The organism is Burkholderia sp. Tr-862, from assembly GCF_011753085.1.
GTDB classification, from domain to species: Bacteria; Pseudomonadota; Gammaproteobacteria; order Burkholderiales; family Burkholderiaceae; genus Burkholderia; species Burkholderia ambifaria.
Genome location: NZ_VWWG01000086.1, coordinates 1 through 22644 on the forward strand (window position 1 = coordinate 1; position 22644 = coordinate 22644).

General features: G+C 63.9%; 21 protein-coding genes and 3 pseudogenes. 14 read left to right on the forward strand and 10 right to left on the reverse strand.

Annotated elements, in window-relative coordinates; translation table 11 throughout:
- The first annotated feature begins 54 nt into the window (after window positions 1–54).
- Both F3J14_RS21495 and F3J14_RS21500 read left to right on the forward strand, forming a co-directional pair.
- The gene (locus F3J14_RS21495; protein ID WP_166724734.1) at window positions 55–1602 is read left to right on the forward strand and encodes a TolC family protein; all 1548 of its coding nucleotides are present in this window, start codon (window positions 55–57) and stop codon (window positions 1600–1602) included.
- Window positions 1603–1933: 331 nt separating this feature from the next.
- Complete coding sequence (locus F3J14_RS21500; RefSeq protein WP_166724735.1) at window positions 1934–2641, forward strand: MgtC/SapB family protein; 708 nt, start codon at window positions 1934–1936, stop codon at window positions 2639–2641.
- A gap of 57 nt (window positions 2642–2698) precedes the next feature.
- On the opposite strand, the gene F3J14_RS21505 is transcribed toward F3J14_RS21500, so the two are convergent.
- A complete protein-coding gene (locus F3J14_RS21505) occupies window positions 2699–3418 on the reverse strand; it encodes an autoinducer binding domain-containing protein (RefSeq protein WP_105787035.1) in 720 nt (239 codons plus the stop codon).
- A gap of 73 nt (window positions 3419–3491) precedes the next feature.
- On the opposite strand from F3J14_RS21505, the gene F3J14_RS21510 reads away from it, so the two are divergent.
- The 7 genes and pseudogenes from F3J14_RS21510 to F3J14_RS21540 all read left to right on the forward strand — a co-directional run bounded on the left by F3J14_RS21510 (window position 3492) and on the right by F3J14_RS21540 (window position 10468).
- A complete protein-coding gene (locus tag F3J14_RS21510; RefSeq protein WP_166724736.1) occupies window positions 3492–3935 on the forward strand; it encodes a DUF4902 domain-containing protein in 444 nt (147 codons plus the stop codon).
- 206 nt (window positions 3936–4141) lie between these two features.
- Window positions 4142–4750: an acyl-homoserine-lactone synthase gene (locus F3J14_RS21515; RefSeq protein ID WP_166724737.1), complete on the forward strand. Its 609-nt coding sequence runs from the start codon at window positions 4142–4144 to the stop codon at window positions 4748–4750.
- 50 nt (window positions 4751–4800) lie between these two features.
- Window positions 4801–5562, forward strand: a complete 762-nt coding sequence (locus F3J14_RS21520; protein WP_211080381.1) for a hypothetical protein — start codon at window positions 4801–4803, stop codon at window positions 5560–5562.
- A gap of 382 nt (window positions 5563–5944) precedes the next feature.
- Window positions 5945–6290 (forward strand): annotated as a pseudogene (locus F3J14_RS21525) (VOC family protein).
- Window positions 6291–6400: 110 nt separating this feature from the next.
- On the forward strand, window positions 6401–6727 hold the full coding sequence (locus F3J14_RS21530; protein WP_166724738.1) for a hypothetical protein: 327 nt from the start codon (window positions 6401–6403) through the stop codon (window positions 6725–6727).
- A gap of 676 nt (window positions 6728–7403) precedes the next feature.
- Complete coding sequence (locus tag F3J14_RS21535; RefSeq protein ID WP_166724739.1) at window positions 7404–8621, forward strand: FAD-binding oxidoreductase; 1218 nt, start codon at window positions 7404–7406, stop codon at window positions 8619–8621.
- A gap of 701 nt (window positions 8622–9322) precedes the next feature.
- Window positions 9323–10468, forward strand: a complete 1146-nt coding sequence (locus F3J14_RS21540; protein ID WP_166724740.1) for a branched-chain amino acid ABC transporter substrate-binding protein — start codon at window positions 9323–9325, stop codon at window positions 10466–10468.
- A 95-nt stretch (window positions 10469–10563) separates the two neighbouring features.
- On the opposite strand, the gene F3J14_RS21545 is transcribed toward F3J14_RS21540, so the two are convergent.
- The 6 genes and pseudogenes from F3J14_RS21545 to ribA form a co-directional block, all read right to left on the reverse strand.
- Window positions 10564–11493, reverse strand: a complete 930-nt coding sequence (locus F3J14_RS21545; RefSeq protein ID WP_166724741.1) for an asparaginase domain-containing protein — start codon at window positions 11491–11493, stop codon at window positions 10564–10566.
- Between the two features lie 12 nt (window positions 11494–11505).
- Window positions 11506–12651, reverse strand: coding sequence for a threonine synthase (locus F3J14_RS21550; protein ID WP_166724742.1), 1146 nt, complete (start codon window positions 12649–12651; stop codon window positions 11506–11508).
- Window positions 12652–12725: 74 nt separating this feature from the next.
- Window positions 12726–12854, reverse strand: a pseudogene (locus tag F3J14_RS35775) (ornithine cyclodeaminase family protein); the annotation flags it as partial.
- Window positions 12844–13473 carry a PAS domain-containing protein gene (locus tag F3J14_RS21560; RefSeq protein WP_166724743.1) on the reverse strand — a complete coding sequence of 210 codons (630 nt, stop codon included), beginning with the start codon at window positions 13471–13473 and terminating at the stop codon, window positions 12844–12846. The gene F3J14_RS21560 and the pseudogene F3J14_RS35775, both read right to left, overlap by 11 nt.
- Before the next feature lie 224 nt (window positions 13474–13697).
- Window positions 13698–13885 (reverse strand): annotated as a pseudogene (locus tag F3J14_RS35780) (alpha/beta hydrolase); the annotation flags it as partial.
- 235 nt (window positions 13886–14120) lie between these two features.
- The gene (gene ribA, locus F3J14_RS21565) at window positions 14121–14771 is read right to left on the reverse strand and encodes a GTP cyclohydrolase II (RefSeq protein ID WP_006752576.1); all 651 of its coding nucleotides are present in this window, start codon (window positions 14769–14771) and stop codon (window positions 14121–14123) included.
- Window positions 14772–14948: 177 nt separating this feature from the next.
- On the opposite strand from ribA, the gene F3J14_RS21570 reads away from it, so the two are divergent.
- Window positions 14949–15410 carry a CBS domain-containing protein gene (locus F3J14_RS21570; RefSeq protein ID WP_006761840.1) on the forward strand — a complete coding sequence of 154 codons (462 nt, stop codon included), beginning with the start codon at window positions 14949–14951 and terminating at the stop codon, window positions 15408–15410.
- A 152-nt stretch (window positions 15411–15562) separates the two neighbouring features.
- Here the strand turns inward: F3J14_RS21570 and F3J14_RS21575 are convergent, their stop codons facing one another.
- The gene (locus tag F3J14_RS21575; RefSeq protein WP_166724744.1) at window positions 15563–15892 is read right to left on the reverse strand and encodes a DUF4148 domain-containing protein; all 330 of its coding nucleotides are present in this window, start codon (window positions 15890–15892) and stop codon (window positions 15563–15565) included.
- A 514-nt stretch (window positions 15893–16406) separates the two neighbouring features.
- On the opposite strand from F3J14_RS21575, the gene F3J14_RS21580 reads away from it, so the two are divergent.
- Window positions 16407–16805, forward strand: coding sequence for a GreA/GreB family elongation factor (locus F3J14_RS21580; protein WP_166724745.1), 399 nt, complete (start codon window positions 16407–16409; stop codon window positions 16803–16805).
- A 189-nt stretch (window positions 16806–16994) separates the two neighbouring features.
- Here the strand turns inward: F3J14_RS21580 and F3J14_RS21585 are convergent, their stop codons facing one another.
- Window positions 16995–18113, reverse strand: a complete 1119-nt coding sequence (locus F3J14_RS21585; protein ID WP_166724746.1) for a porin — start codon at window positions 18111–18113, stop codon at window positions 16995–16997.
- A gap of 610 nt (window positions 18114–18723) precedes the next feature.
- Between F3J14_RS21585 and F3J14_RS21590 the strand changes: the two genes are divergently transcribed.
- The 3 genes from F3J14_RS21590 (at window position 18724) to F3J14_RS21600 (ending at window position 20944) form a co-directional block, all read left to right on the forward strand.
- On the forward strand, window positions 18724–19098 hold the full coding sequence (locus tag F3J14_RS21590; RefSeq protein ID WP_166724747.1) for a YXWGXW repeat-containing protein: 375 nt from the start codon (window positions 18724–18726) through the stop codon (window positions 19096–19098).
- Window positions 19099–19611: 513 nt separating this feature from the next.
- A complete protein-coding gene (locus tag F3J14_RS21595) occupies window positions 19612–20145 on the forward strand; it encodes a VOC family protein (protein ID WP_166724748.1) in 534 nt (177 codons plus the stop codon).
- 43 nt (window positions 20146–20188) lie between these two features.
- Window positions 20189–20944 (forward strand): glucose 1-dehydrogenase, encoded by a 756-nt coding sequence (locus F3J14_RS21600; RefSeq protein WP_166724749.1) that lies wholly within the window; start codon window positions 20189–20191, stop codon window positions 20942–20944.
- A 31-nt stretch (window positions 20945–20975) separates the two neighbouring features.
- Here F3J14_RS21600 and F3J14_RS21605 read toward each other — a convergent pair whose 3' ends face one another.
- Window positions 20976–22493 carry a cytosine permease gene (locus F3J14_RS21605; RefSeq protein ID WP_247682260.1) on the reverse strand — a complete coding sequence of 506 codons (1518 nt, stop codon included), beginning with the start codon at window positions 22491–22493 and terminating at the stop codon, window positions 20976–20978.
- Window positions 22494–22644 lie beyond the last annotated feature (151 nt).

The window sequence follows — 22644 nt, forward strand, 5'->3', positions numbered from 1 at the left end:
TCGCGCACATCGCCGACGCCGCGCGTCAAGCCACCCCGAAGGAGCCTGCCCCTCATGCGCGTCCCTGAACCGCCGGCCGCGTCGATCGCCGCCGCCGCGCTCGCGACTGCCGTCGCGCTGGCCGGTTGCGCAACGTCGTCGATCGATCTGGCGCCGGACGCACCCGATCGCCCGTGGCAGCCGCAAACGTCGGCCGCGGGCGACATCGTGCCGGCCCCGCCGCTCGCGTCCGCGCAACGCGCACCGCACGACTACACGCTGCCGGCCTCGCCCGCGCTCGCATCGGTGTCGCCGCCCGCCGCGCTCGATGCCGCGCATCCCTATACGCTGCCCGAGCTGATCGACCTCGCCGAATCGACGAACCCGCTGACCCGCATTGCGTGGAACGACGCGCGCAACGCGGCGCTCGCGGTCGGCATCGCGAAGGCCGCGTACCTGCCGAACCTGTCCGCGACCGCGATGGGCGCGTACCAGGCGAGCCACGGTTCGACATCCACGATCCTCGGCGACGCGTCGAGCAACACGACCGTGCACGGCACGATTTCGGCGCTGTCGCTGCAATGGCTGCTGTTCGATTTTGGCGGCCGTGCTGCGCGCGTCGAGGCGGCCGAGCAGGCGTCGGTCGCGTCGAACGTCGCGTTCACGGCCGTGCATCAGCAGGTGATCCACGACGTGACGGTCGCGTACTACCGCTACGAAGCCGCCCGCTCGCGCGCGACCAGCGCGCAGCAGAGCCTGGCGAACGCCGACGCGATCCTCGCGGCGTCCCGCGCACGGATGAAGCAAGGCGTCGGCACCGTCGTCGAACTCGCGCAGGCGACGCAGAACCGCGCGCAGGCGAATCTCGCGCTGGTGCAGGCGAACGGCGCGCAAAGCGACAGCTACCTCGCACTGGTTTCCGCGCTCGGCATCTCGCCGCTGTCGAAGCCGTCGATCGCCGCGCTGCCGAAGCGGCCGCTGCCGCCCGCGCTCGCTTCGTCGGTCGACGCGATCGTGTCGGATGCGATCGCGCGGCGTCCCGACCTGCAGGGTGCGTATGCGCTCGAGCAGGCCAACCGCGCGAAGATCAAGGCCGCGGAAGCCGCGTTCATGCCGAAGATCTTCCTGTCCGCGTCGACGTCCTATGCCAGCGGCGGCACGGCGATCTCCGCGCTGCCCGCGATCGGCGACCAGGCGCCGACCGTCAACCTGAACGGCAGCCGCTACGGCGGCGGCGTGTTCCTCGGCGTGACGATCCCGCTATACGATGGCGGCCTGCGCTCGGCGGTGCTGATGCAGGCACGCAACGATGCGCAGAGCGCGTCCGCGCGCCTCACGCGGACCAAGGAGGAAGCCGTCCGCCAGGTCGTCGCCGCGCAGAATGCGGTGCAGACGAGCCTCGCGTCGCACGATGCGGCAAAGGCGCTCGTCGACGCCGCGCAGACGAGCTACGACGCGGCGCTGACCGCGTACCGGAACGGCGTGGGCTCGGTCACCGATGCGACGATCGCGCAAAGCCAGCTGCTCGCGGCCCGCAACGCGGAAGTCGACAGCTACGCCGGCGCGCTGTCGGCCGCCGCCGCGCTCGCGCTCGCGACGGGGACGATCGGGTCGTCGCAGTAACCGTCGCAGTGAGGCGCCGGCCGTGCGCGGCCGGCCGCCAAGCCGGTTGACGTGTGCGCGGGCGGCCTACTAGAATGCCGCCCATTCTTCCTTCAGGAACCATCGTGGACAGTTGCAGCACTCCGTTGCGTGCGCCGCTTGCCGCCTGAACGCCTGTCCGACGCAGTTCTCCTGCCGCGGCTCGCGTTCCGCGAGCCCGCACGCCTCCCGTTTCACACTGAATGACGCATTCGCGCGGTACAGTGCCGCGCGATGACGGCCATCGTGCCGCGTTCGGCATCGCGCCGACGCGACGCGGGCCGGCATGCGCTCATTGCACGGCAGGACACTCATGACTTTCGATTTCGCACTCCGTCTTTTCACCGCGTTCGCCTGCGGCGTCGCGATCGGCCTCGAACGCCAGATGCGGCAACGCACGGCGGGCTTGCGCACGATCACGCTCGTCGCGAGCGGCGCATGCCTGTTCGTCACGCTCGGCGTGCTGACCGGCAACGGCGTGGCCGGCGTCACGCAGATCGCCGCCTACGTCGTGTCGGGCGTCGGCTTTCTCGGCGGCGGCGTAATCATGCGCGACAAGGGGTCGATCCAGGGCATCAACACGGCCGCGACGCTGTGGTGCTCGGCGGCCGTCGGCGTGCTGGCCGGCTCCGGCCACTACGTGCCGGCGCTGGCCGGCACGGGCGTCGTGCTGCTCACCAACACGGTACTGCGCGGCGTCAGCCAGGCGATCAACGCGACCCCCGTGTCGAATGCCGATCTCGTGCGCGAATATCAGATCACCGTGATCTGCCTCACCGCGGACGAAGTGCACATCCGCACGCTGCTGTCGAATTCGATGTATGCGAAACCGCTGTCGTTCCAGAGCCTGACCAGCGAGGACGTGCCCGAGCAGCCGGACCGGCTGAAGGTGACCGCGACGCTGAAGCTGCATCCGAAGGATCAGCAGAAGCTCGAGCAGATCGCGAGCCGGATGAGCATGGAGAAGAGCATTTCCAGCGTGAGCTGGACCGCGAAGGAAGCGGAGCCGCTGATGGAGTGAGCGGCAGCGGCCGCTCGTGCGAACCGGTGGCAGGATCGCCCCGCCACCGGTGCCGCGTCAGGGCGTTTCGATGAGTCCGGCCCCGATCGCCTTGACGACCGCCTGGACCTTGTTCGTCGCGCCGAGCTTCTCGAGAATGTTGTTCACGTGGAAGTTGACCGTGCGCTCCGAGATGCTGAGGATCTGGCCGATCTCGCACGCGGTCTTGCCTTCGGCCGTCCAGCACAGCACCTCGCGCTCGCGCGCGGTCAGCGTGACGCTCGACTCGGGCGACAGCTTCGGCACCATGAAGCGGCTCATCAGCGAATGCGACAGGTTCGCGAGCCAGTTCGTCTGCAGCGTCAGCATGTTGATCTCGGCCGGCGTGAGCCGGTCCGCATGGCGTGCGATGCTCAACAGCCCGAACGCGCCGCGCGCCGCCCAGCTCGACTGCGCAACGCCCACCGACAGCCCGTAGTCGCGCGCGTCCTGCCACAACGGGCACGGATCGATCCGGTCGACGTCCGGCCACACGATCATGTTGGTGCTCAGCGCGCCGTCGCGAACCGTCGAATCGATCTCGATGTAGTTCTGCGCCTGGTAGCGCGCCATCCAGCCGTCCGGATAGGTATTGAAGATCGCGACGGCCGGCTTCGATACGGGCAGCGGCACGCGAATGCCATAACAGCAATATTCGAAGCCGAGGCGTTTAGAATAGGCAGCGATCCGCTGGAAGAGCTGCTGCTCGTCTTCCGCGGCACTGAATTGTTGGTAGGCATCCTGCCAGCGTAATTCCATTATTTCTCCGACAACGTCACGCTGTCATACCTGTCAGGTGCCAGCGCCGGTTCGGGGCTGATACATTCCGCGCATGACTTCACCTTTGTTGCACCCGGTCCGCGGCCCGTCTCCGGACGGCTACGTACGGCTGTCCGAAAACGCACTGGCCGCGCTCGCGCTCGACCATGTCGCCAGCGACCTCGATGCATCGCTGCTCGCGGAACTGCGCGACAGCGCCATCGACGCACGCCTGGCCGGCTACACCGAATGGCACCGCCCGGCCAGTGCCGGCGTCGCATACCTGACGGTCGGCTGGGACTGGTATCTCGAACGTGCAACGGGCGCGTTCGTGATCGCGGGCGGCGATGTCCGCAGCAACATCATGGCTGTGGACACCAACGGCGCCGACCTCGGCATGTTCCGCACCGCCGCCGCGCTCGTCGCGCGACTGGCAGGCATCGACTGGGCCGCCGCCGTCGCATCGGCGCTGCTCGGTCGCAACGACACCTATCATGCCGGTCCCACGCTCCAGTGACAATCGGCCACGCTTTCCTCTGACATTTCCGCAAGACTGGCGCTCTTTATAAGCAAAAGCCGCCCGTATTTCAATCCCGCCGATCAAGAAACCGTTACCACCGGTCAAATCGCGTCGGCGCGTGTCTACCTGTAAGAGTTACCAGTTACCGCCTCCTCGGGACGCGCGCTGTAATGCGTGCATACAAAGACCAATCCGAGGACACCATGCGAACCTTCGTTCACGAGGAAGGGCGGTTGCCGCACGAACTTGCAGCGGATCTAGGGCGCTATCGGCGCCGTGTATTCGTCGAACAGCTCGGTTGGGCGCTTCCGTCGGCGAACGAGAGTTTCGAGCGCGATCAGTTCGATCGCGACGATACCGTCTACGTGTTCGCGAGAAACGCCGTCGGCGACGTGTGCGGATGTGCGCGCCTGTTGCCGACCACCCGCCCGTATCTGCTGAAGTCGCTGTTCGCCGACCTGATCGCCGAAGACGTCGCACTGCCGCAATCGGCTGCCGTCTGGGAGCTGTCGCGGTTCGCGGCGACCGGCGACGAAGGCGGTCCGGGCAATGCCGAGTGGGCCGTCCGCCCGATGCTGGCCGCGGTCGTCGAATGCGCGGCGCAGCTGGGCGCGCGGCAGCTGATCGGCGTGACGTTCGCGAGCATGGAGCGGCTGTTCCGCCGGATCGGCGTGCACGCGCACCGGGCAGGCCCGCCAAAGCAGGTGGACGGTCGTCTGGTTGTCGCGTGCTGGATCGACATCGATCCGCAAACGTTTGCCGCACTTGGAATCGAGCCGGGACGGGCCGCCCGGCAAGCCATCGCCGCCTGAGCCGGAACGCGCGTAGTCCGGCCGCGGCATCGTAACGAAGGAGAACCACCTTGGACCAGTCTCAGGTCTTTCGCGCGATGATGCCCGGCTTGACGGGTGCCGGCGGCGCCCGCATCGCAGTCGCCTACCCGTCGTTTCCGCGGCCGCTGCCGCTCGTGCGGCTCGATCGCCGCGGCCTCGTGTTCCGGGCGGCCGGTGCCGCGCCGCTCGTCTGCGGGCTGCCGCGCGCGGCGACGCTGCTGGTCGCCGACGAGCCGCTCTGCTCGCTGCGGCTCGTGATCCGCGACATCGCCGCTGCCGACGACGGCCGGCACGACCTCACGATGCAGCCGTCGGGTGCCGCCGGCGACGAACTGCTGTGGCACGCGCTACGCGAGCGCGAACCGTACCGGCAGACGCGGCAGCCGCTCGCGCCCGTCGACGCGGCCATCGCACCGAATGGCGAGCCGCAGGCCGCCGGGGACGCCGCGCAGCGTCCGTCGCGCAGCGCGGCATTCCGTCTGCGCAGCCACAGCGACGCGCTGTTCTTCGCCGACTGGCTCGAATATCACTTCGACGAGCTGCGCGCGCTGTCGCAGCGGCACGGGCCGCAATTGCAGCTCAACCAGTTGCAGCGGCAGGTCGCCGACGACGAGGTGGGCGTGCGCTTCCTCTACGACATCGATGGACACGCGACGCGGCATGCGCTGACCGACTGCGCGCGCGAGGCCTGCGCGTGGATCGAGATGGAAATGCGCGACAAGTACGCGGTGCCGGTTGCGCAGGAGCGGTTCGGCGCATTCGCCGCGCATGCGCGGGCAGGCGGCAAGTGAGCATGTGAGAGCGACGGCGGGCCCGCGGATACGCGACGGTCGGTGGGTCGAACGGCAAATGTTCCGTGGCAGGACATGGCGGAATGTCGGATCGCGGGAAGGGCCGCGATACTGGGTGCCTCACCCTTGCCCTTGTCAGGAAAGCCCGATCAGCGCTGCGTTGCACAATTACAACTAGGGCTTGCCATCCCTCGGGTTTTCCCTTAAAGTTGCATCTGTCTCCTCCATGTCTCCAAACATGGATTCAGCCCGCTCCCAGGAGCGGGCTTTTTCTTGCCTGCGTGGTTTAGCGGGGACACATCAAAACTCCCTGCCATCCGGCATATTCACCGTGGCCCGGCGGCTTATCATCGGCGAACCGTCACGCACAGCCGACGTCGTCATGCACGCCCACCTGCGCATTGCCCGCCCCGTCGCCGACCTCGCCCGAGCCGAGCGTATGTACCGCGACGCGTTCGAATTGTCGGTACTCGCGCGTTTCGACGATGACGACGGCTTCTCCGGCGCCAATGCTCGGACGCGAAGGGCTCGACTACCACTTCGAGTTCACGCACTGCCCGGCGCATCCGGTCGCACCATCGCCCACGCCCGAAGACTTGATCGTCTTCTATCTGCCCGACCACGGTGCCTGGGAAGCCGCATGCGCACGCGCAGCCGCGCACGGCTTCATGCGCGTGGCATCGTTCAATCCGTATTGGGATGCATCCGGACAGACGGGATGGCGTTGACGGGCAGGCATGCCCGAATCGCTACGCGCTGAGATCGCCGCCGGGACGATTGACCAGTCCATGTTACCGCGCGCTAAACTGTATATCCATACAGCATTTCGAGCAGCATCATGCTGCACTATTTCATCCTCAACGATCCACACGAGCCGGTCGAGGTCGATCTCTTGACGTTCTGCAAGTCGGACAAGCGAATCGCGGACACGACGGTCGCTGAGAACACGCGCGTCTGGACAGTCTTTCTCGGGACGGCGCCGGATCGCGATCCGCCCGCGCAACCGTACTTTGTCCACTACGTGTATGAGCCAGGATGGCAGTATCGGACGGTCGATACGTACGGGTATCACGAGGCGGTCGCACGGCACGGCCGGATCGTTGAGTGGCTGACGAAACGCGCCGAGCGAAGACGTCAGCGTGCCGCCGCCATCAGGGCATCGTAGTCGTGCTCGCATTGCTGGCCGGCGACGCGGGCACGGTCAGCGTCCTCTCTTGAAGCAAAAAACCCCGATCACAGGGTGACCGTGACCGGGGTGAGAAATCGTCCGTACTCAGGCACGAGGAAGGACGTAGCAAAAGTCTAGGAGGTCAACTTTCGTTCCCAAATAGTGGAAAACGATCATTTAAAACAGCAATTGTTCGCCAACGGGAAGCAATGGTAGGCCCGCGGGGCGACCATTCAAACGCTCCGACCTGCAACATGTGGCCGACCCGGTACACCGTCACCGAGCAGCGACCGACGGAGCAGCAGTCAGTGCGTCGTAGTCGCGCTCACACTGCTGGCCGGCGATGCGGGCACGGTCAGTGATCGACCCTCTGCCGTCATTCGATCCCTCACACGCAAAACGGCGGCTTTCGCGTGCACATCGGCCATTCATTCCGGCAAGCCCCACGGGCTCGACACGCAATAGTTGGAACGCTTCGTCGATTTCCGATGAGATCGCGATCGCGTGCTGACACGTTGTGGTCGTTTCCACCTTCGCGGCCGATGCCAGCTGTCGCCTTCCAACAGCCGTCCGTCAGTTCACGGCCGCCTTCGCCTCAGTTCCGAGGTCTACCATGTGTCAAGGCCCCTTCCGCTTGGTAGTTCGGCCCGCGTGATAGACAGGAGATGCATCAATGATCGAATCGGCAGATGTGATCGTCATTGGCTCAGGCGGGCTAGGAGCGGCGACGGCCTTCCACGTAGCAAAGAGAGGCGCTCTCCGGGTCGCGTTGGTCGAGCGCCTCGAAATCGGCTCACAGACCTCACCGCGAGCTGCTGGCATGGTGAGTTGCATGCGCAAGAGTGACTTAATGATCGACCTGATCAAGCTGGCGGCTGACAGGATCCGGCAATTCTCTGAGGACACCGGCCAGCCCCTGGATTGGGTGCACTCGGGCAGCGTCAAAGTAGCACGGCGAGCGGTGGATGCCGAGGTCATTCAGGAAGACATCCTGCGCGGCCAGCGCCACGGCCTGGACGTGGAGGCACTCTCCATCGACGAGGCTCACCGGCTCAATCCGTTTCTTCAAACAACGGGAGTGGCTGCGGCGATGCGCATCGGCGATGACATGTATTTCAATCCCGCGCAACTGGCCGTCGGCTTCGCTCGTGCAGCGCAGGCAAACGGAGCCGTGTTACTGCCCAACACGGCGGTGACGCGCGTCCTGATTGAGGACGGCGCAGTGGCCGGGGTCGACACCGCATACGGTCGCATACAAGCCCCGGTCGTTGTCGATGCAGCCGGCGCCTGGACGCGGCAAGTGGCTGAAGCCAGCGGAATTCGAGTGCCTCTTGTTACGACAGCGCAGCAATTGTTCGTCACCGAACCCGTGCCCGATGCCCGAGCCGAATTGCCGATGGTCCGAATTATGGATGCTGCGGTGTATATGAGACCTTGTGATGGAGGATTTCTCTGGGGAGTCTACGAGGAAAATCCGAGATTCTTCGACATGAATGGCTTCGACGCCAACTTCGACATCAAGGATCTGTCGCTCGACGCCGAGATTCTCTGGCACTACGCTCGGGACGTCGAGGCCCAGCTTCCGATCCTTTTGAAGGCAGAGATACGGGAGCATCGTGGCGGGCTGCCAACGATGACGGCAGATGGCCAGCACATCGTCGGCCCCGCGCCCGCCATTCGGGGGTTTTACTTCGCGAGCGGCTGCAATGTTGCTGGACTCTCCATCGCCCCGGCACTGGGGGAGATGCTCGCCGCGTGGATCGTTGACGGTGCCCCTCCGATCGATCTAACGCCTCTATCGGTCGGCAGATTTGGAACCGGCCCATGGCCGGACGACGAGTTAATCAGGCGGGCCGCGTGGCAGTACCGGCATTTCTACGGTGCAAGATGACTCAAGCACCGACTTGTTCTTCAGCGATCGTTTCGAGCGATAGTCGTTGTTTGCGCCGATGGCCCCTGATAGCAGACGAGGCAACGTTCATCCTCGCGAATCGAATGGCCGTTCCCACGGGTGAAGCCGATGTTTGAACGTCCGTGCGACGGTAGGGGCGAATGACGCTTACTGGCCACATCGGCCGCTCGTACTTGGCGGAATGGGTGGCTGCCTTGGAGGTCTTCGAGACTTCGCGTCATCCCGATCGCATTCAGCCCCGACGCGCCGCCAGCAGCGCGCACCTGTTGGCGCGGCAATGCCACGTATCACCAGTCGATCCGGCGATCAACGTTGCGTTCAAGTCCACTGCCTGGACTGAGATGCAGCGTTTTTTTTCCAATCTGGGACCTACCTCCTGTCTATCAGTACGTCGTTCAGCCTCTGGTCGATACCGGACAGAAACCAAGCGTTTACCCCTACAATACATTTTATTTAATTCTAGATAATATTTCCAGAAAGGGAATCCAAGGGGCAGACGGGCCGCTCACGAGTGGCTAGGTTCGCGATCACAACGCTACGGAATGCTAATCAGTCTTCCCTCGTGTGATGGGCTGCTCTTACGAATACTCACATTCGAAATGTCGCCAATGTCGTGACTTCGATAGGAGACGCCACATGCATTTTTAACAGCAACCCAGTTCAACAAGAGGCCCAAGCATATGAAACTGCAACTCAAACCCATCAACGCCGCGCTGACACTCGCCTGCGTTGCCATGGTCTACGGTCAAGCTGCTCTCGCCGACGTGATCGTAAAGATCGGCAGCGCCGAACCGCTGACCGGCAACATTGCTCACATGGGCCAGGATGCGGCCGATGGCGCCAAGCTCGCCGCCCAGCAGATCAACAAGGCCGGCAATCTGGTCATCGGCGGTCAAAAGGTCATCCTGGAGATCGAGTCGCTGGATGACCAGGCCGATCCCAGGATCGGTACGAACGTCGCGCAGAAGCTGGTCGACGACGGCGTCGTGGCCGTGATTGGCCACCTGAACTCCGGCGTGTCCATCCCCGCGTCCAAAATCTACCGCGACAACGGCGTCACCCAGATCACGCCGGGCTCCACCAACCCGCAGTACACGCTGCAAGGCTACAAGACCGCCTTCCGCGTGATCGGCACCGACGCCCAGCAGGGCCCCGCCCTCGCGAAGTACGCCAAGAACCAGAAGGTCAAGACGGTCGCCATCGTCGACGACGCCACGGCTTACGGCCAGGGTCTTGCGGATCAGTTCGAGAAGACCGCCAAGGCAGAAGGCATCCAGGTGCTGTCGCGCGATGCGACCAACGACAAGGCCACCGACTTCAAGGCCATCCTGACCAAGATCAAGGCCGAACGCCCCGATGCCATCATGTACGGCGGCGAGGACGCTACCGGCGGCCCCTTCGCCAAGCAGGCCATGCAGTTGGCGCTCCGCGCCAGGATCCTGGCGGGCGACGGCGTCTGCACGACCGACCTGGCCCGGCTGGCCGGCGACGCCGCCGACAATCTGGTCTGTTCGGTCGCGGGCGGCGATCTGTCCGCGATGGCGGGCAGCGCCGCGTTCGCCAAGGAACTGAAGGCCGTGTACGGCCACGATCCGGTGGTCTACTCGCCGGTTGCATACAGCGCCGTCTACGTGATCGTCGATGCGATGAAACGCGCCAATTCGGTCACGCGCGCCGGCATCCTGTCCGCCATGCCCACGACCAATCTGAACACGCTGATTGGCAATATCCGGTTCGACGAGCACGGCGACCTGAAGAACAGCACCATCTCTCTCTACAAATACGTGAAAGGCAAGCGGACCCTGCTGGAGGTCGAGAAGATGTGATCGAAGCGGGGCTGACGCGGGAGCCACCAGGCCCCCGCGCCGGCACCGCGCCGGGTGGATCTTTGCTGAACTCGTTGAACAGCCGCGTCCGCTGATCAGCGCCCGGCCTGTCCACTGCGATTGGCACGACCCAGCTCGGCTATGAGTCGAATGCGTGCCTTTGATGCGTTCAGACCGTCATAACCTGCTGTGGTCAGGCCGAGGTTGTGGGCGCGATCATAGGCATACTTGGTTACGGCTGGATTGACCCGGAAGCCATGCACGCAGCGTGTCGACAGCACGACGGGAATATGCATTGCGGCTTCGCTCAGAAGTCGCTCTGACTGCGCCGAGAAACCCCCTGCGCCCTTGCCTGCCACAACAATACCGTCGAGTTCGGAGATATCCGGGAAGCCCACGAGCGACCCGAAGGTCTCCATGACGATCGCAACGCGGGCGCCGAGGTCGGATACATCGAGTTCCGCGTAATTGTCGTCAACGGCGCCCGAACCTGTGAGCGTAACAATGTCGGCCTCGATGGAGCCGCGGATCGCCGTTTCCGGTCCGAAGGGCTGAATGGCCTGCGGCCATACCTTGACGATCGAGACCGGATCGAAAATCCGTCCCGCGAAGGCCACGAGGGCACTCGCACCCTTCGGCATGGCTCGTGCCAGATTTGCAGCATCCGCCAGATTGCGCGGACCATCTGCATTGGCATTGCCGCCGGGGATCGCCGCGCCGGTCAAAACGACAGGCCTGTCACGATCAAAAAGCAGCGCGGCAGCATAGGCGACATCTTCCATTGCGTCGGTGCCGCAACACATGACGAAGGCTTCTCTCTCGCGATCCTGCCGCATGACGTCACGCGCCCGGCAAATTGACGCGAAAGTCAGATCGCAGCTATCGACAGGATCGATGTCGCGTCCGATCCAGTCTGCTTGACCGCTCGACCCGATCAGATCGCGTGCCAACAGACGCTTGATCGTCCCATCACTCTGATAGCTTTCCGTGATGGTGCCGCCGCAATTCAGGAGTCCGATTTTCATGAGGGTTGGCCTTTAGGCAAGCGTATCGGGAATTTCCGAGTACATAGCCGCGATGGCTTCGGCGTTCTTGATACCCGTACCCGTCAGCAGGACAACCGTTTCCTCTCGCGCCCGAATCGCCCCAAGTTGCGTGAGCCGGTCAAATCCTGCAACCGCGGTCGCCGAAGTCAGCTCCGGCAAAAGGCCCAGTCGCGCAATCCGCCTGAGCGCTTCCACGATTGCATCTTCTTCCACGGCCACAGTCGCGCCGCCCGTCTGTCTGACAGCGTTGACCACTTGCGCCAGGCGTAGAGGATGGGCGATGGCCGTCCCCTCGGAGACCGTCTTTCGAATCTCGCGCGGAACGGGCGTCGTGACGCCCGCCTGGAAGCTGGCATCGATAGGAGAGCAGTTCAATGGCTGGCAAATGAAGAGCTTGGGCATTTTGTGAATCTGACCCGCGCGCATCAGTTCCGAGAACGCCAAATAACAGCCGAGTACATTGCTGCCCGCGCCTGCAGGCATGACGATGTTGTCCGGCGCCTGGAAGTCGAGGTCCTCCCAGATCTCGTAGCCGATCGACTTGGTCCCTTCGAGGAAAAACGGCTGCCAATTGTGGCTGGCGTAGAAGATGCTCGCGGACTGCAGGACGGCCTCGTCCTCACACGCCTGTCGAGGCCCGTCGACTAGTTGCACCTCCGCCCCATAGGCTCGCATCTGGGCGATCTTCGCGGGCGACGCGTATGCGGGCGCCAAAATCTTCACGCGCATGGCGCCAGCAGCACCATAAGCCGCCACCGACGCTCCGCCGTTGCCTGAACTGTCCTCCAGAACGGACGCGATACCTTGCTGCCGTAACATCGAGAGCATTACCGTCGTGCCGCGATCCTTGAAGCTGCTTGTGGGACTGAACCACTCCAGCTTGAAATACGGCCGGTGGTCGCCCCACGTCTTCTGGATCAATGGGGTGCACCCTTCCCCCATGGAGATGGGAGAGACGATCTCGACCGGAAGCGATGCGCGATAGCGCCATTGGGAGCGAAGGTGTCGATCGATGTCGTCCCGGGAAATTCCAGCCTGCGGCGAGATCAGGAGCGGCCTGCGGTCGTCCGAACACCACCGAGGCGTATCGAGAGGATAAGTAGTGCCGCTGAGCGGCTCGACATAGTGCGGTTTCAAGTTTTTCGACTCCGCTTTGGCACATACCGGATCGCTGCAAGAGCAAGACGATGATGGCTGTGACGTTGGGGGTGAAACACGCGGCCCGCGCGCTGCCCGTGCAGTTCGAAAGCCTCGCGCACCACCGCGGTCACGTCGTCCGGTACGAGCAATTGAACGACGACATGCTTGTCGACGAGAAGTAGCGTGGCGTCATTTGACATCGCTGTACACCGTTGCGCGCGAGACCCCCAGGTAGACGGCAATGGTCTCCATCGCCCGACGGACCTCGAGCAGGCCGGCTCCCTTAAGCTCCTTCAGGAGCGAGCGGCGGTCCTCTGGCTTGAGCGAGCGCGGTGTTGACGCCATGCGTGCCGCGAACTCGTCGATACGGGTGCGAATGAGATCCGCGCTAGCGGGGTCCAGCGATTCCCTGGCAGGCGTGGTGCCCTCGACCGCCATGAAACTGCTCAGCATGTTCTGAAATCCTCGGAACAACGTGAGGTCGACGTTCAGGCACAACGCGGCGATGTAGTCGCCTTTGGAGTCCTTGATGCCGATGGAAGTGCTCTTCACCTGGCGGCCATCCGAAAACTGATTCGGATAGTTGGCGATGATCTGCTCGTAGGCGGCGTCCATGATCCGCGCGAGCCCCAGTTCGGTCGCAGGCTGTCCGACTTCTCGACCTGACAGATTGTTGTGGATCGCGAGCACCGCGTGCTCCGGGTCGAGGAGGTCATGGACGACGACCTCGGTAAATGGGGCAAAGGTCCGGGCCAGCCCTTCGGCGACCTGTTTGATCTGCCCCAGCAATAGCTGCTGTTCGGGAGTCTTCTTCGGCATGCTAGGTCCGGTGATCTGCTTTGGCATGCCGGGTAGTTTGGCCACATCCAGACGTTTTGTCAAATTCACAACAATCAGTCTAGATGAAAATCCCGAGCTTGTTCGAAGCAACGGCTGGTTCCTGACTCGAGCCGACGTTTGAACGTCTAAGCGACGAGTAAATGCCGCCTCATGGCCAAACTGAGACAGACGAACCGACGCTGTCAGTTCGGTCTAGTCCAGCCTTATACAGGCCACTTCTTCGGATACCGGGGCGCGAGCTCGTCAAGGAATTGGACAATCGCATGAGCCAATCTCGGCGCTCGCGATCATAGTGGTGCCAGTTGTATACGCCAGCCACTCCAGGCTGTATGTGCCCCAAGACGGCCTCAGCCACATCGTGCGGGCATCCGAGCGCGGCCAAGAAGGTCCGCTAGATAGAGCGTAAATGCATCCGAAACCGTGAGGCTAATAGGCCGACCGAGCAGCGTAGCTTTTTCGATCGGTCCATAGAAATCTTACGCCAGAGCGCCAAGTTTCCTTACGTTTCGTCAAGTGAAGATGCGCCTTAACGGAAACGCAACTTTCCGCTCTCAGCCTTTATCCACGGGGTGTGAGCGGGTTTCCGCCTTAAAAATCAAGGGGCTCCGTAGAGCCCCTTGATTACGTTACTCGTTCTCTTCGAAGTAATGCCCGAACTTCACCTGCTTGGTCCGGATATAACGCTCGTTTTCCTCGCGCATGGGCACCGCGAGCGCCACGCGTTCGCAGACGGGAATGCCGTGCTTCACGAGCGTGTCGAACTTCTTCGGGTTGTTGCTCATCAGGCGCACCGACGTCACGCCGAGGATCCGCAGGATCGCGGCGGCCGAGTCGTATTCGCGGGCGTCGTCGGGCAGGCCGAGGTCGAGATTGGCCTCGACCGTGTCGCGCCCCTGCTCCTGCAGCGCGTATGCGCGGATCTTGTTGCTCAGGCCGATGCCACGCCCTTCGTGGCCGCGCAGATACAGCAGCACGCCGCGGTCTTCCGCCGCAATGTAGCGCAGCGCGAGATCGAGCTGCTCGCCGCAATCGCAGCGGTAGGAGCCGAACACGTCGCCGGTCAGGCACTCGGAATGCAGCCGCGCCAGCACGGACTGCTCGCCGGTGACGTCACCCATCACGAGCGCGAGATGTTCGGCATCGCTGCCCGATACGCGGAAAGCGTACGACGTGAACGTACCGTAGCGCGTGGGCAGCGACGCGGTGGCGACGAGCGTCACGCACTCGTCGGCCTGGCCATTGCCCGGCGTGGGCGATTGGGGACGCGAAGACATCATGAATTGAGTCGAAACGATCAGGAATGTAGGAGTTGTGTGGATAGTGCGTGACCGGAGTTTACCGCTAATCTGGAAACGTCACGCGACTGCCTCAGTCGGCCCGGCTATACTGGGCCCATCGGGTGCCGCGCATCACGCCCTGCCTTCCCTGCATCGTCCCGCACACGGAGAACGCAAATGAGCACGACTGTCGCGCAAATTCTCAAGGCCAAGCCGGATTCCGGCCGCACGATCTATACCGTCACGAAAACCGATTTCGTCTACGACGCCATCAAGCTGATGGCCGAAAAGGGAATCGGCGCGCTGCTGGTCGTCGACGGTGACGACATCGCCGGCATCGTTACCGAGCGCGACTACGCGCGCAAGGTCGTGCTGCAGGACCGTTCGTCGAAAGCCACCCGCGTCGAGGAAATCATGACGGCCAAGGTGCGCTACGTCGAACCGTCGCAATCCACCGACGAGTGCATGGCGCTGATGACCGAGCACCGGATGCGCCACCTGCCCGTTCTCGACGGCGGCAAGCTGATCGGCCTGATCTCGATCGGCGACCTCGTGAAGAGCGTGATTGCCGACCAGCAATTCACGATCAGCCAGCTGGAACACTATATCCACGGCACCCCGGCGGTCACGTCCGTCTGATCCACTCCAGCGAAAAAGGCCCAAACGCGCGAGCGTCTGGGCGGAAAAGCCGCCGGAATGCGGCGACGGAGGTTCTGCTCTGCTGACGCAGACGCGCGCTAGCGGCGCGCGTCCCGTCGGTCACATGCTGTGCTCGGGCAGACCCGGGATGTTCAGTTGCCGAAGTAGACGGAGTTCACGGGATTCGGGGCTTCACGCGTGACGCGGCGGCCCGACTGGCCTGAGCTCGTCGCCACCGCACCGTAGCCGCTCGTATCGGCTTGGGCGAGCATTGGCTGGTTCGGCTGAATCCGTTGTTCCGCGGCCTGGATGTCCTGCGGATATTGCGAATCGCTCGCGACCGGTTTGTAGCCGTGCTGTTCGAGTTGCACGAGGTCGGCCCGGACCTGCTGACGGGTCACCCCCTGCTCGGACTGTGCGAACGATGCGATCGGGGCGGCAAGGACGGATGCAGCGATCGCTGCGTAGATGATCGACTTCATGATGGACCTCCGAAATGTGTTCTGTTTTGGCGTCGCTCCCGGCAGGACTGTCTGAAGCGATGGAAACAAGTGTAGTGCTCGCGATACCAAGGGGAAACCCTTGGTTTGAACATACAGCGTTGCGTTTTTGGAAAATATCCACCGCCGTCGCGTCACTGGATCGCCATCACTTAAAGCATTTCGACAACAATACCTGACGGAAGGCCGACGCCCGAATCGCCGATCCGGAAGGTTGTGTTGTAGAATCGTAAGGCTTTATTCACCCGTTGGTACCCTATCCACCATGCACGCGCCCACGCCTCTTTCGGTTTCGCCGTCCGGCCCCGCCGGCGTGTGCATGCGCGCCGGTCATCCGGCGCCCCGCTGCGTCCGACGCACGGCCCAGGCGCCGCTCGCCCCTGCCCGGCGCCTGATCTGACGGCACGGTCTCCTCCCGGAGCCAGGTCAGACAGGCTCCGGGCGATCCCCATAGGCACGCCACGCCTGCCCCCTGCCGATCATTTGGAGAACTGCCATGAAACAACGCCTTTACCAGCTGAGCGAAGTCGACGTCGCTCGCCTCGAGAAGCACGCTGAACACAACCCGCGCTTCCAGGCGATGCTCGACACGCTGCTCGAGCGCGCGGACATCGTCCAGCCCGACGCCATCAAGGCGAACGTCGTCACGATGAACTCGCAGATCACGCTGCTCGACGAAGCGTCCCAGGAACAGGCCACCTGGACGATTGTTTATCCGGATGCCGCCAATCTCGAACTCGGACGCCTGAACGTGTTCTCGCCGGTCGGCATGGCGCTGCTGGGCACGCAACGCGGGCAACTGGTGAAGGTGCTGCAGCCGAGCGGCGTCGAAAAGCTGATGAAGGTCGCGGCAATCGTGTTCCAGCCGGAAGCCAACGGCGAATACACGCGCTGACGCCGCTGCGGGCCGGCAGCGTACCTCGGCCATATCAAACAAAAAGCGAGGCCCTGAGCCTCGTTTTTTTGCGTCCGGACGATACGCGCCGTCGTCGCGACCTTCGTCGCCGTATTCGCCAGGCGAAAAAAAAAGGCGCCCGAAGGCGCCTTTTTCGATACTGCGAAGCTGGTTACCCAGCCGTCACGCTTAGAAGCGGTGACGCAGACCAACCGTTGCTGCGGTTTGGTTGATCGACGAGCTCGGCAGGTTGTTGTTGAAGCTGTCGCCGTTGTAGATCGATGCGCCAATGCCGTTCTTCGCTGCACGCTGGTACACAGCTTGTGCGTAGACGTCCGTGCGCTTCGACAGCGAGTAGTCAGCTTGCAGGCCGAACTGGTTCCAGTGCGTGCTGCCGTTGTTGATCTTCGCGTTCGTGTACGTGTAAGCAGCACCCAGGCCGAGAGCCGGCGTCAGGTTGTACTTTGCGTTGACTTCGTAGTTGTCGGTGCGCAGCGTGCCCAGACCAACTGCGTTGTTGTCGAGACGTGCTTGCGTCCATGCAGCGCCGACTTGTGCCGGGCCGAATGCGTAACCAGCAGCAGCACCGTACGTGCGGACGCGGCCTTGGCTGGCGATGCCACCGATTGCCGACGACGTCGCGCCGTTTGCGTTCGTACCGTCACCCAGGTTCGCTTGCGAGTATGCACCCGCCAGCTTCAGGCCTTGGAACTGGTATGCAACGCCTGCGCTGTACGCACGGTTGTTACCGAAGTTCGTGTTGTTCGAGAACGAGTACGTGCCGCCGAATTGCAGGCCAGCGTAGTTCGCGCTCGTGAACTTGATGGTGTTGTTCGCTGCGACGTCGCCGGTCGTGCTCAGACGGTCGAGGTTCAGCGGGTGCGCGAAGTACGTGCCGCCCCACGAGCCCGTTGCCGTCAGCGGCGCCAGGTAGTCTTGCGTTGCATCATACTGCTTACCCAGCGTGACCGTGCCGTACTGGCTCGACAGACCGACAAATGCTTGACGGTTGAACATGCCGCCGTTGTTGCCCAGCTTGCCGTTACCGATGCCGAAGCCGCTTTCCAACGTGAAGATTGCCTTCAGGCCGCCACCCAGGTCTTCCGAGCCACGCAGGCCGAAACGGCTCTGGTCAATGCCCGAACCCATCGCCCAACGCGACTTGCCAGCTTGGCCGAGTGCCGGCTGGACGTTGCTCGTGTAGGTGATGCCTGCGTCCAGCACGCCGTACAGCGTGACGCTGCTTTGCGCGTGAGCGACGGTAGCGAACGATGCTGCAGCTGCTGCAACGATCAGAGTCTTGTTCATTCGTGGAGCTCCCTTCTAAAAAGAGGCAGGTCTCGCGACCTTGTTCATAAACGGTCTGCAACCGCCCGGGAGCGCCATCGGTCCTGCTGGCGGCGCCCGGATAGTTGCCCGTTTGGGAACCGTGAGTTTAGGGGTGTACCCTAGGGGCGCGATCTGCAAATAAAGAAATAAGCTTTTCCAGAACTAGAAATAATGAAAGTGGGGACGAGTTATAAGTATTTGTTTTAACGTCTTTTTTTGACTTCTTGACGCGTGTTTTTTGGAGGCTTCTATCCCACCATTCCTTCGTGTCAGCGTCTTGACGGTTGCATAGAAACAACAAGCGGAATCGCTGAAGTGCCCGAAATCGGTAATTTTTACCCAAATTAATCTCAAATACCGGGCCGCACCGCCTAAAAGCTGGCGATCAAACGGTAAACACTCATCCGCGCGGCCGTTGCCGGCCCCATGCGCCGTCGCCGGCGGCCGCAACGGAGATTGGCCCAGCCCCAGCGGACGACCAGTGGGGTCCTCGTGACATGTGGTAACAGCCTTAACGGCCTGCGTAACCCGGCCACGGGCGCGGGAGGCTAATGTAAGGCGGACCCTATTACATATAAGAGGACCCGCCATGAATCGACGCTCTTTGTTGCGCGCCATCGGACTGACCGCCGCCGTCGCGGCCACCGGCGGCTGGCTGCGTACCGCCTCGGCTCAGCCCGCACCGCCGGGATACCGGCCGCCCGGACCGAACCACGGGCCCGGCAGGCCGCCTTATCCCGATCGCCCGCGCTTCGCGCCGCCGGCACCGCGGCACGACCGCCGGCCGCCGCCGCCGCGGCCGCATGGCTATGTCTGGACCGACGGCTACTGGCGCTGGCAGCGCGGCCACTATATATGGGTGTCCGGCCGCTGGGTCGCGCGGCGCCCGGGGCGTCGGTGGGTGCCCGGCTACTGGCGGCGTCAGGGGCCGGCGTGGATCTACGTCGACGGCACCTGGCAATAGGCGGTCGCCCGCGCCGGCTTTCGGTCGGCGCAACGCCGTACCGCGGACGACCCGGCGCCATTCGACGGCAGGCCGGCGCGCCGGCGTGCGAGGCGGCTAATCGGCGCGCGAATCGGCCCCGGACGGCAACCGATCGCACCTGCCCCGATCACGGGGGATCGGGCACATCAAGCCGCGATCGCCACGCATACGTTGCCCCCTTCGCTACCACGCGCGCGCGAGCAGCACCCTCGAAACGTTCGGATAACCAAATCATCCAATGCCGCCCCGGCAAATGCATACAGCCGGGGCCGAGCACGGCATAACGCGCGGATCGCCCCTCCCTTCCTCATCACCTCGCGCGCACGCATCGTCGCTGCGCCATCCGACATCCGGCGCAATCCGGACCCCGAAGCTAATCCGTTTGGATGGCACGCAGCCCTGGCTTTGTTGCCATCATGGCCGTCATTCATCGCGCGCCGCATCCCCCACGGAACGGCGCCGCGCATTCGCGCGCCCCGCCACGGAGACACCATGAACGACCCCGTCCTCGGCGCCATCGACCAGATCGGCTATGTGGTCGCCGATCTCGACCGCAGCATCGCGCACTGGCGCACCCGTCACGACGTGGGCCCGTGGACCGTGTTCCGCCACGTGCGCCTCGACGGCCGCTACCTCGGTGAAGCGGTGACGGTCACGATGGACGTCGCACTCGCGTATCGCGGCGATCTGCAGATCGAACTGATCCACGTGACGAACGACGCGCCGTCGCCGTACCGCGACGCGCAAGGGCAACCGCTCGCGGGACTGCACCACGTCGCATGGGTGGTCGACGATCTCGATGCCACCGTGACGCGGCTCACCGAGCGCGGCCTGCGCGTCGTATTCGAAGCGCGCAACCCGGCCACGCGCGTCGCCTATCTCGACGACGCCGACGATCCCGGCGTGCGCGTCGAAGTGATCGAAGGCGCCGGCATGCGCGCCATGATCGCGCACGGCATTGCCGAAGCGCGCGCATGGGACGGCGCCGATCCGGTCCGCATCATCGACGCGTCGGCCGCCGCATGAGCGGGCCCGAGCGCGTCCCCCTTCACTCAAAGGAGCAAACACGATGAAACGACTCGAAGGCAAAGTGGCATTGATCACGGGCGGCGCCCGCGGCCAGGGCGAAGCGGAGGCACGCCGGTTCGTCGCCGAAGGCGCACGTGTGGTGATCGCCGACGTGCTGGACGACGCGGGCCGCCGCGTCGCGGCCGAACTCGGCGACGCCGCGCGCTACCAGCATCTCGACGTGACGAAGGAAGACGACTGGCACACCGCCGTGCATGCAACGCTCGCGCATTTCGGGCGGCTGGACATCCTCGTGAACAACGCGGCGATCCTGAAGCTCGTGGCGATCGAATCCTGTTCGCTCGACGACTATCGCAAGGTGATCGACGTGAATCAGATCGGCTGCTGGCTCGGCATGAAATCGGCGCTGGCCGCGCTGAAGGATGCGGGCGGCGGCTCGATCGTCAACGTGTCGTCGACGGCCGGGATGGAAGGCGTGGCCGGCGGCAGCGCGTACGTGTCGAGCAAGTTCGCGGTGCGCGGGATGACGAAGGCCGCCGCGCTCGAGTTCGGTCACTACGGAATCCGCGTGAATTCGGTCCACCCGGGCGGCATCGACACCGTGATGGCGCGCCCGCCGGAATACGCGGATTTCGACCCGTCGTCGATCTATAGCGGGCTGCCGATCGCACGGATCGGCAAACCCGACGAAGTCGCGAGCCTCGTGCTGTTCCTCGCATCCGACGAATCCGCGTACTGCACGGGTTCGGAATTCATCGTCGACGGCGGGATGCTCGCGGGCAGCACGTTCCACTGATCCGCACCGCAACCGACACGCGGTGCGGCGCTCAGTACCCCTTCGGCTGGATCACCGGGGCGCCGACACCGCGCGCCGCCTGCTTGCCACCGCGCACGAGGAAGCGGCCGCGCGGACCATACACACCCTCCGCTTCCGGATACACCGTCAGCAGCACGAAATACAGCAGCGCGCCGACTGCCAGCGACACCGGCACGCTGAGATCAAGCCCGCCCGCGAGGTTGCCGAGCGGCCCGACGAACTGGCCCGGCAGGTTCACGAACGACAGCCCGACGAACGCCGCCGGCAACCACGCGCCCATCGCGCGCAGGTTCCAGCCGTGCGTGAACCAGTAATGGCCGCCGCGCAGCCCGCGGTTGAACACTTGCAGGTCGTCCGCGAGATAGAAGCCGCGGCGCGTCACGTAGCCGATCACCATGATCGCCATCCACGGGCAGCTGAACGTGTCGATCAGCGTCGAGAACGTCGCGACGCTTTCGACGAGGTTGAACCAGAAACGGCCGACGAAGATGAACGCGATCGCGATCGTGCCGATCAGCAGCGTCGCGCGCACGCGGTTCAGCAGGCGCGGGAACATGCTCGACACGTCGAGGCCCGTGCCGTACAGCGCGGTCGTGCCGGTCGACATCCCGCCGATGATCGCGATCAGGCACATCGGCAGCAGGAACCAGCGCGGCGATACGGCGAGGAGCCCGCCGACGTAGTCGTTCGACGCGATGAACGCGGGCGCCTTCGACGCGATGATCGTCGCGGTCGCGAGGCCGAAGAAGAACGGCACGAAGGTCGCGATCTGCGCAGCGAACACGGCGCCCATCACGCGCCGCTTCGGCGTCTGCCGCGGAATGTAGCGCGCCCAGTCGCCGAGCGTCGATGCGAACGACACCGGATTGCTCAACGCGACCAGCACCGCGCCGACGAACGCGGCCCAGAAGCCTGCACTGCCCCGGTTCAACGTGCCCGCGTAGTTCATGTCGAACATCCCCGCGAACGCGAACAGGCCGGCGACGAACAGCAGGCTCGCGGCCCACACGGCGATCTTGTTGACCCACAGCATGAAGCGAAAGCCGTAGATGCAGACGATCAGCACGAGCACCGCGAATACCATGTACGCGGCGCCGAGCGTGACGCCGTTGACCGGCACGCCGACCATGCTGTGCGCACCGCCGACGAGCGCATCGCCGGAGCTCCACACCGCGAGCGAGAAGAACGCGATCGACGTGAGCAGCGCGAGAAACGAACCGACGATCCGGCCGTGAATGCCGAAGTGGGCACCGGACGACACGGGGTCGCTCGTGCCGTTGCGCGGGCCGAACAGGCTCATCGGCGCGAGGATGCAGGTGCCGGCGAGCACGCCGAGCACGATCGCGCACAAGCCCGCCTTGAACGACAGCCCGACCAGCACGGGAAAGCTGCCGAGCACCGACGTGGAAAACGTATTGCAGCCGCCGAACAGCAGCCGGAACAGATCGATCGGACGCGCATAGCGCGATGCGTCGGGAATGCGCTCGAAACCGAACGATTCGACTTGCGTAATTCTGCCTTCAGCCATTTGTCTCCAGCTCCTCTGGTGCATCGGTACGGCCCGCGACCGCGGCCATACGACACATCGTCATCGATTTGCCGCCACTCTAAACCGGATCGGGCGGCGCAAATATCACGCATTCGAGACGTTTACGACGAAGGAGAACAATGTTTCGCGG

What these genes read in the sequence shown, in the direction of transcription:
- F3J14_RS21495 (WP_166724734.1), top strand. Translation starts at nt 55, where the DNA reads ATGCGCGTCCCTGAACCGCCGGCCGCGTCGATCGCCGCCGCCGCGCTC.
- F3J14_RS21500 (WP_166724735.1), top strand. Translation starts at nt 1,934, where the DNA reads ATGACTTTCGATTTCGCACTCCGTCTTTTCACCGCGTTCGCCTGCGGC.
- F3J14_RS21505 (WP_105787035.1), bottom strand. Translation starts at nt 3,418, where the DNA reads ATGGAATTACGCTGGCAGGATGCCTACCAACAATTCAGTGCCGCGGAA.
- F3J14_RS21510 (WP_166724736.1), top strand. Translation starts at nt 3,492, where the DNA reads ATGACTTCACCTTTGTTGCACCCGGTCCGCGGCCCGTCTCCGGACGGC.
- F3J14_RS21515 (WP_166724737.1), top strand. Translation starts at nt 4,142, where the DNA reads ATGCGAACCTTCGTTCACGAGGAAGGGCGGTTGCCGCACGAACTTGCA.
- F3J14_RS21530 (WP_166724738.1), top strand. Translation starts at nt 6,401, where the DNA reads ATGCTGCACTATTTCATCCTCAACGATCCACACGAGCCGGTCGAGGTC.
- F3J14_RS21535 (WP_166724739.1), top strand. Translation starts at nt 7,404, where the DNA reads ATGATCGAATCGGCAGATGTGATCGTCATTGGCTCAGGCGGGCTAGGA.
- F3J14_RS21540 (WP_166724740.1), top strand. Translation starts at nt 9,323, where the DNA reads ATGAAACTGCAACTCAAACCCATCAACGCCGCGCTGACACTCGCCTGC.
- F3J14_RS21545 (WP_166724741.1), bottom strand. Translation starts at nt 11,493, where the DNA reads ATGAAAATCGGACTCCTGAATTGCGGCGGCACCATCACGGAAAGCTAT.
- F3J14_RS21560 (WP_166724743.1), bottom strand. Translation starts at nt 13,473, where the DNA reads ATGCCGAAGAAGACTCCCGAACAGCAGCTATTGCTGGGGCAGATCAAA.
- ribA (WP_006752576.1), bottom strand. Translation starts at nt 14,771, where the DNA reads ATGATGTCTTCGCGTCCCCAATCGCCCACGCCGGGCAATGGCCAGGCC.
- F3J14_RS21570 (WP_006761840.1), top strand. Translation starts at nt 14,949, where the DNA reads ATGAGCACGACTGTCGCGCAAATTCTCAAGGCCAAGCCGGATTCCGGC.
- F3J14_RS21575 (WP_166724744.1), bottom strand. Translation starts at nt 15,892, where the DNA reads ATGAAGTCGATCATCTACGCAGCGATCGCTGCATCCGTCCTTGCCGCC.
- F3J14_RS21580 (WP_166724745.1), top strand. Translation starts at nt 16,407, where the DNA reads ATGAAACAACGCCTTTACCAGCTGAGCGAAGTCGACGTCGCTCGCCTC.
- F3J14_RS21585 (WP_166724746.1), bottom strand. Translation starts at nt 18,113, where the DNA reads ATGAACAAGACTCTGATCGTTGCAGCAGCTGCAGCATCGTTCGCTACC.
- F3J14_RS21590 (WP_166724747.1), top strand. Translation starts at nt 18,724, where the DNA reads ATGAATCGACGCTCTTTGTTGCGCGCCATCGGACTGACCGCCGCCGTC.
- F3J14_RS21595 (WP_166724748.1), top strand. Translation starts at nt 19,612, where the DNA reads ATGAACGACCCCGTCCTCGGCGCCATCGACCAGATCGGCTATGTGGTC.
- F3J14_RS21600 (WP_166724749.1), top strand. Translation starts at nt 20,189, where the DNA reads ATGAAACGACTCGAAGGCAAAGTGGCATTGATCACGGGCGGCGCCCGC.
- F3J14_RS21605 (WP_247682260.1), bottom strand. Translation starts at nt 22,493, where the DNA reads ATGGCTGAAGGCAGAATTACGCAAGTCGAATCGTTCGGTTTCGAGCGC.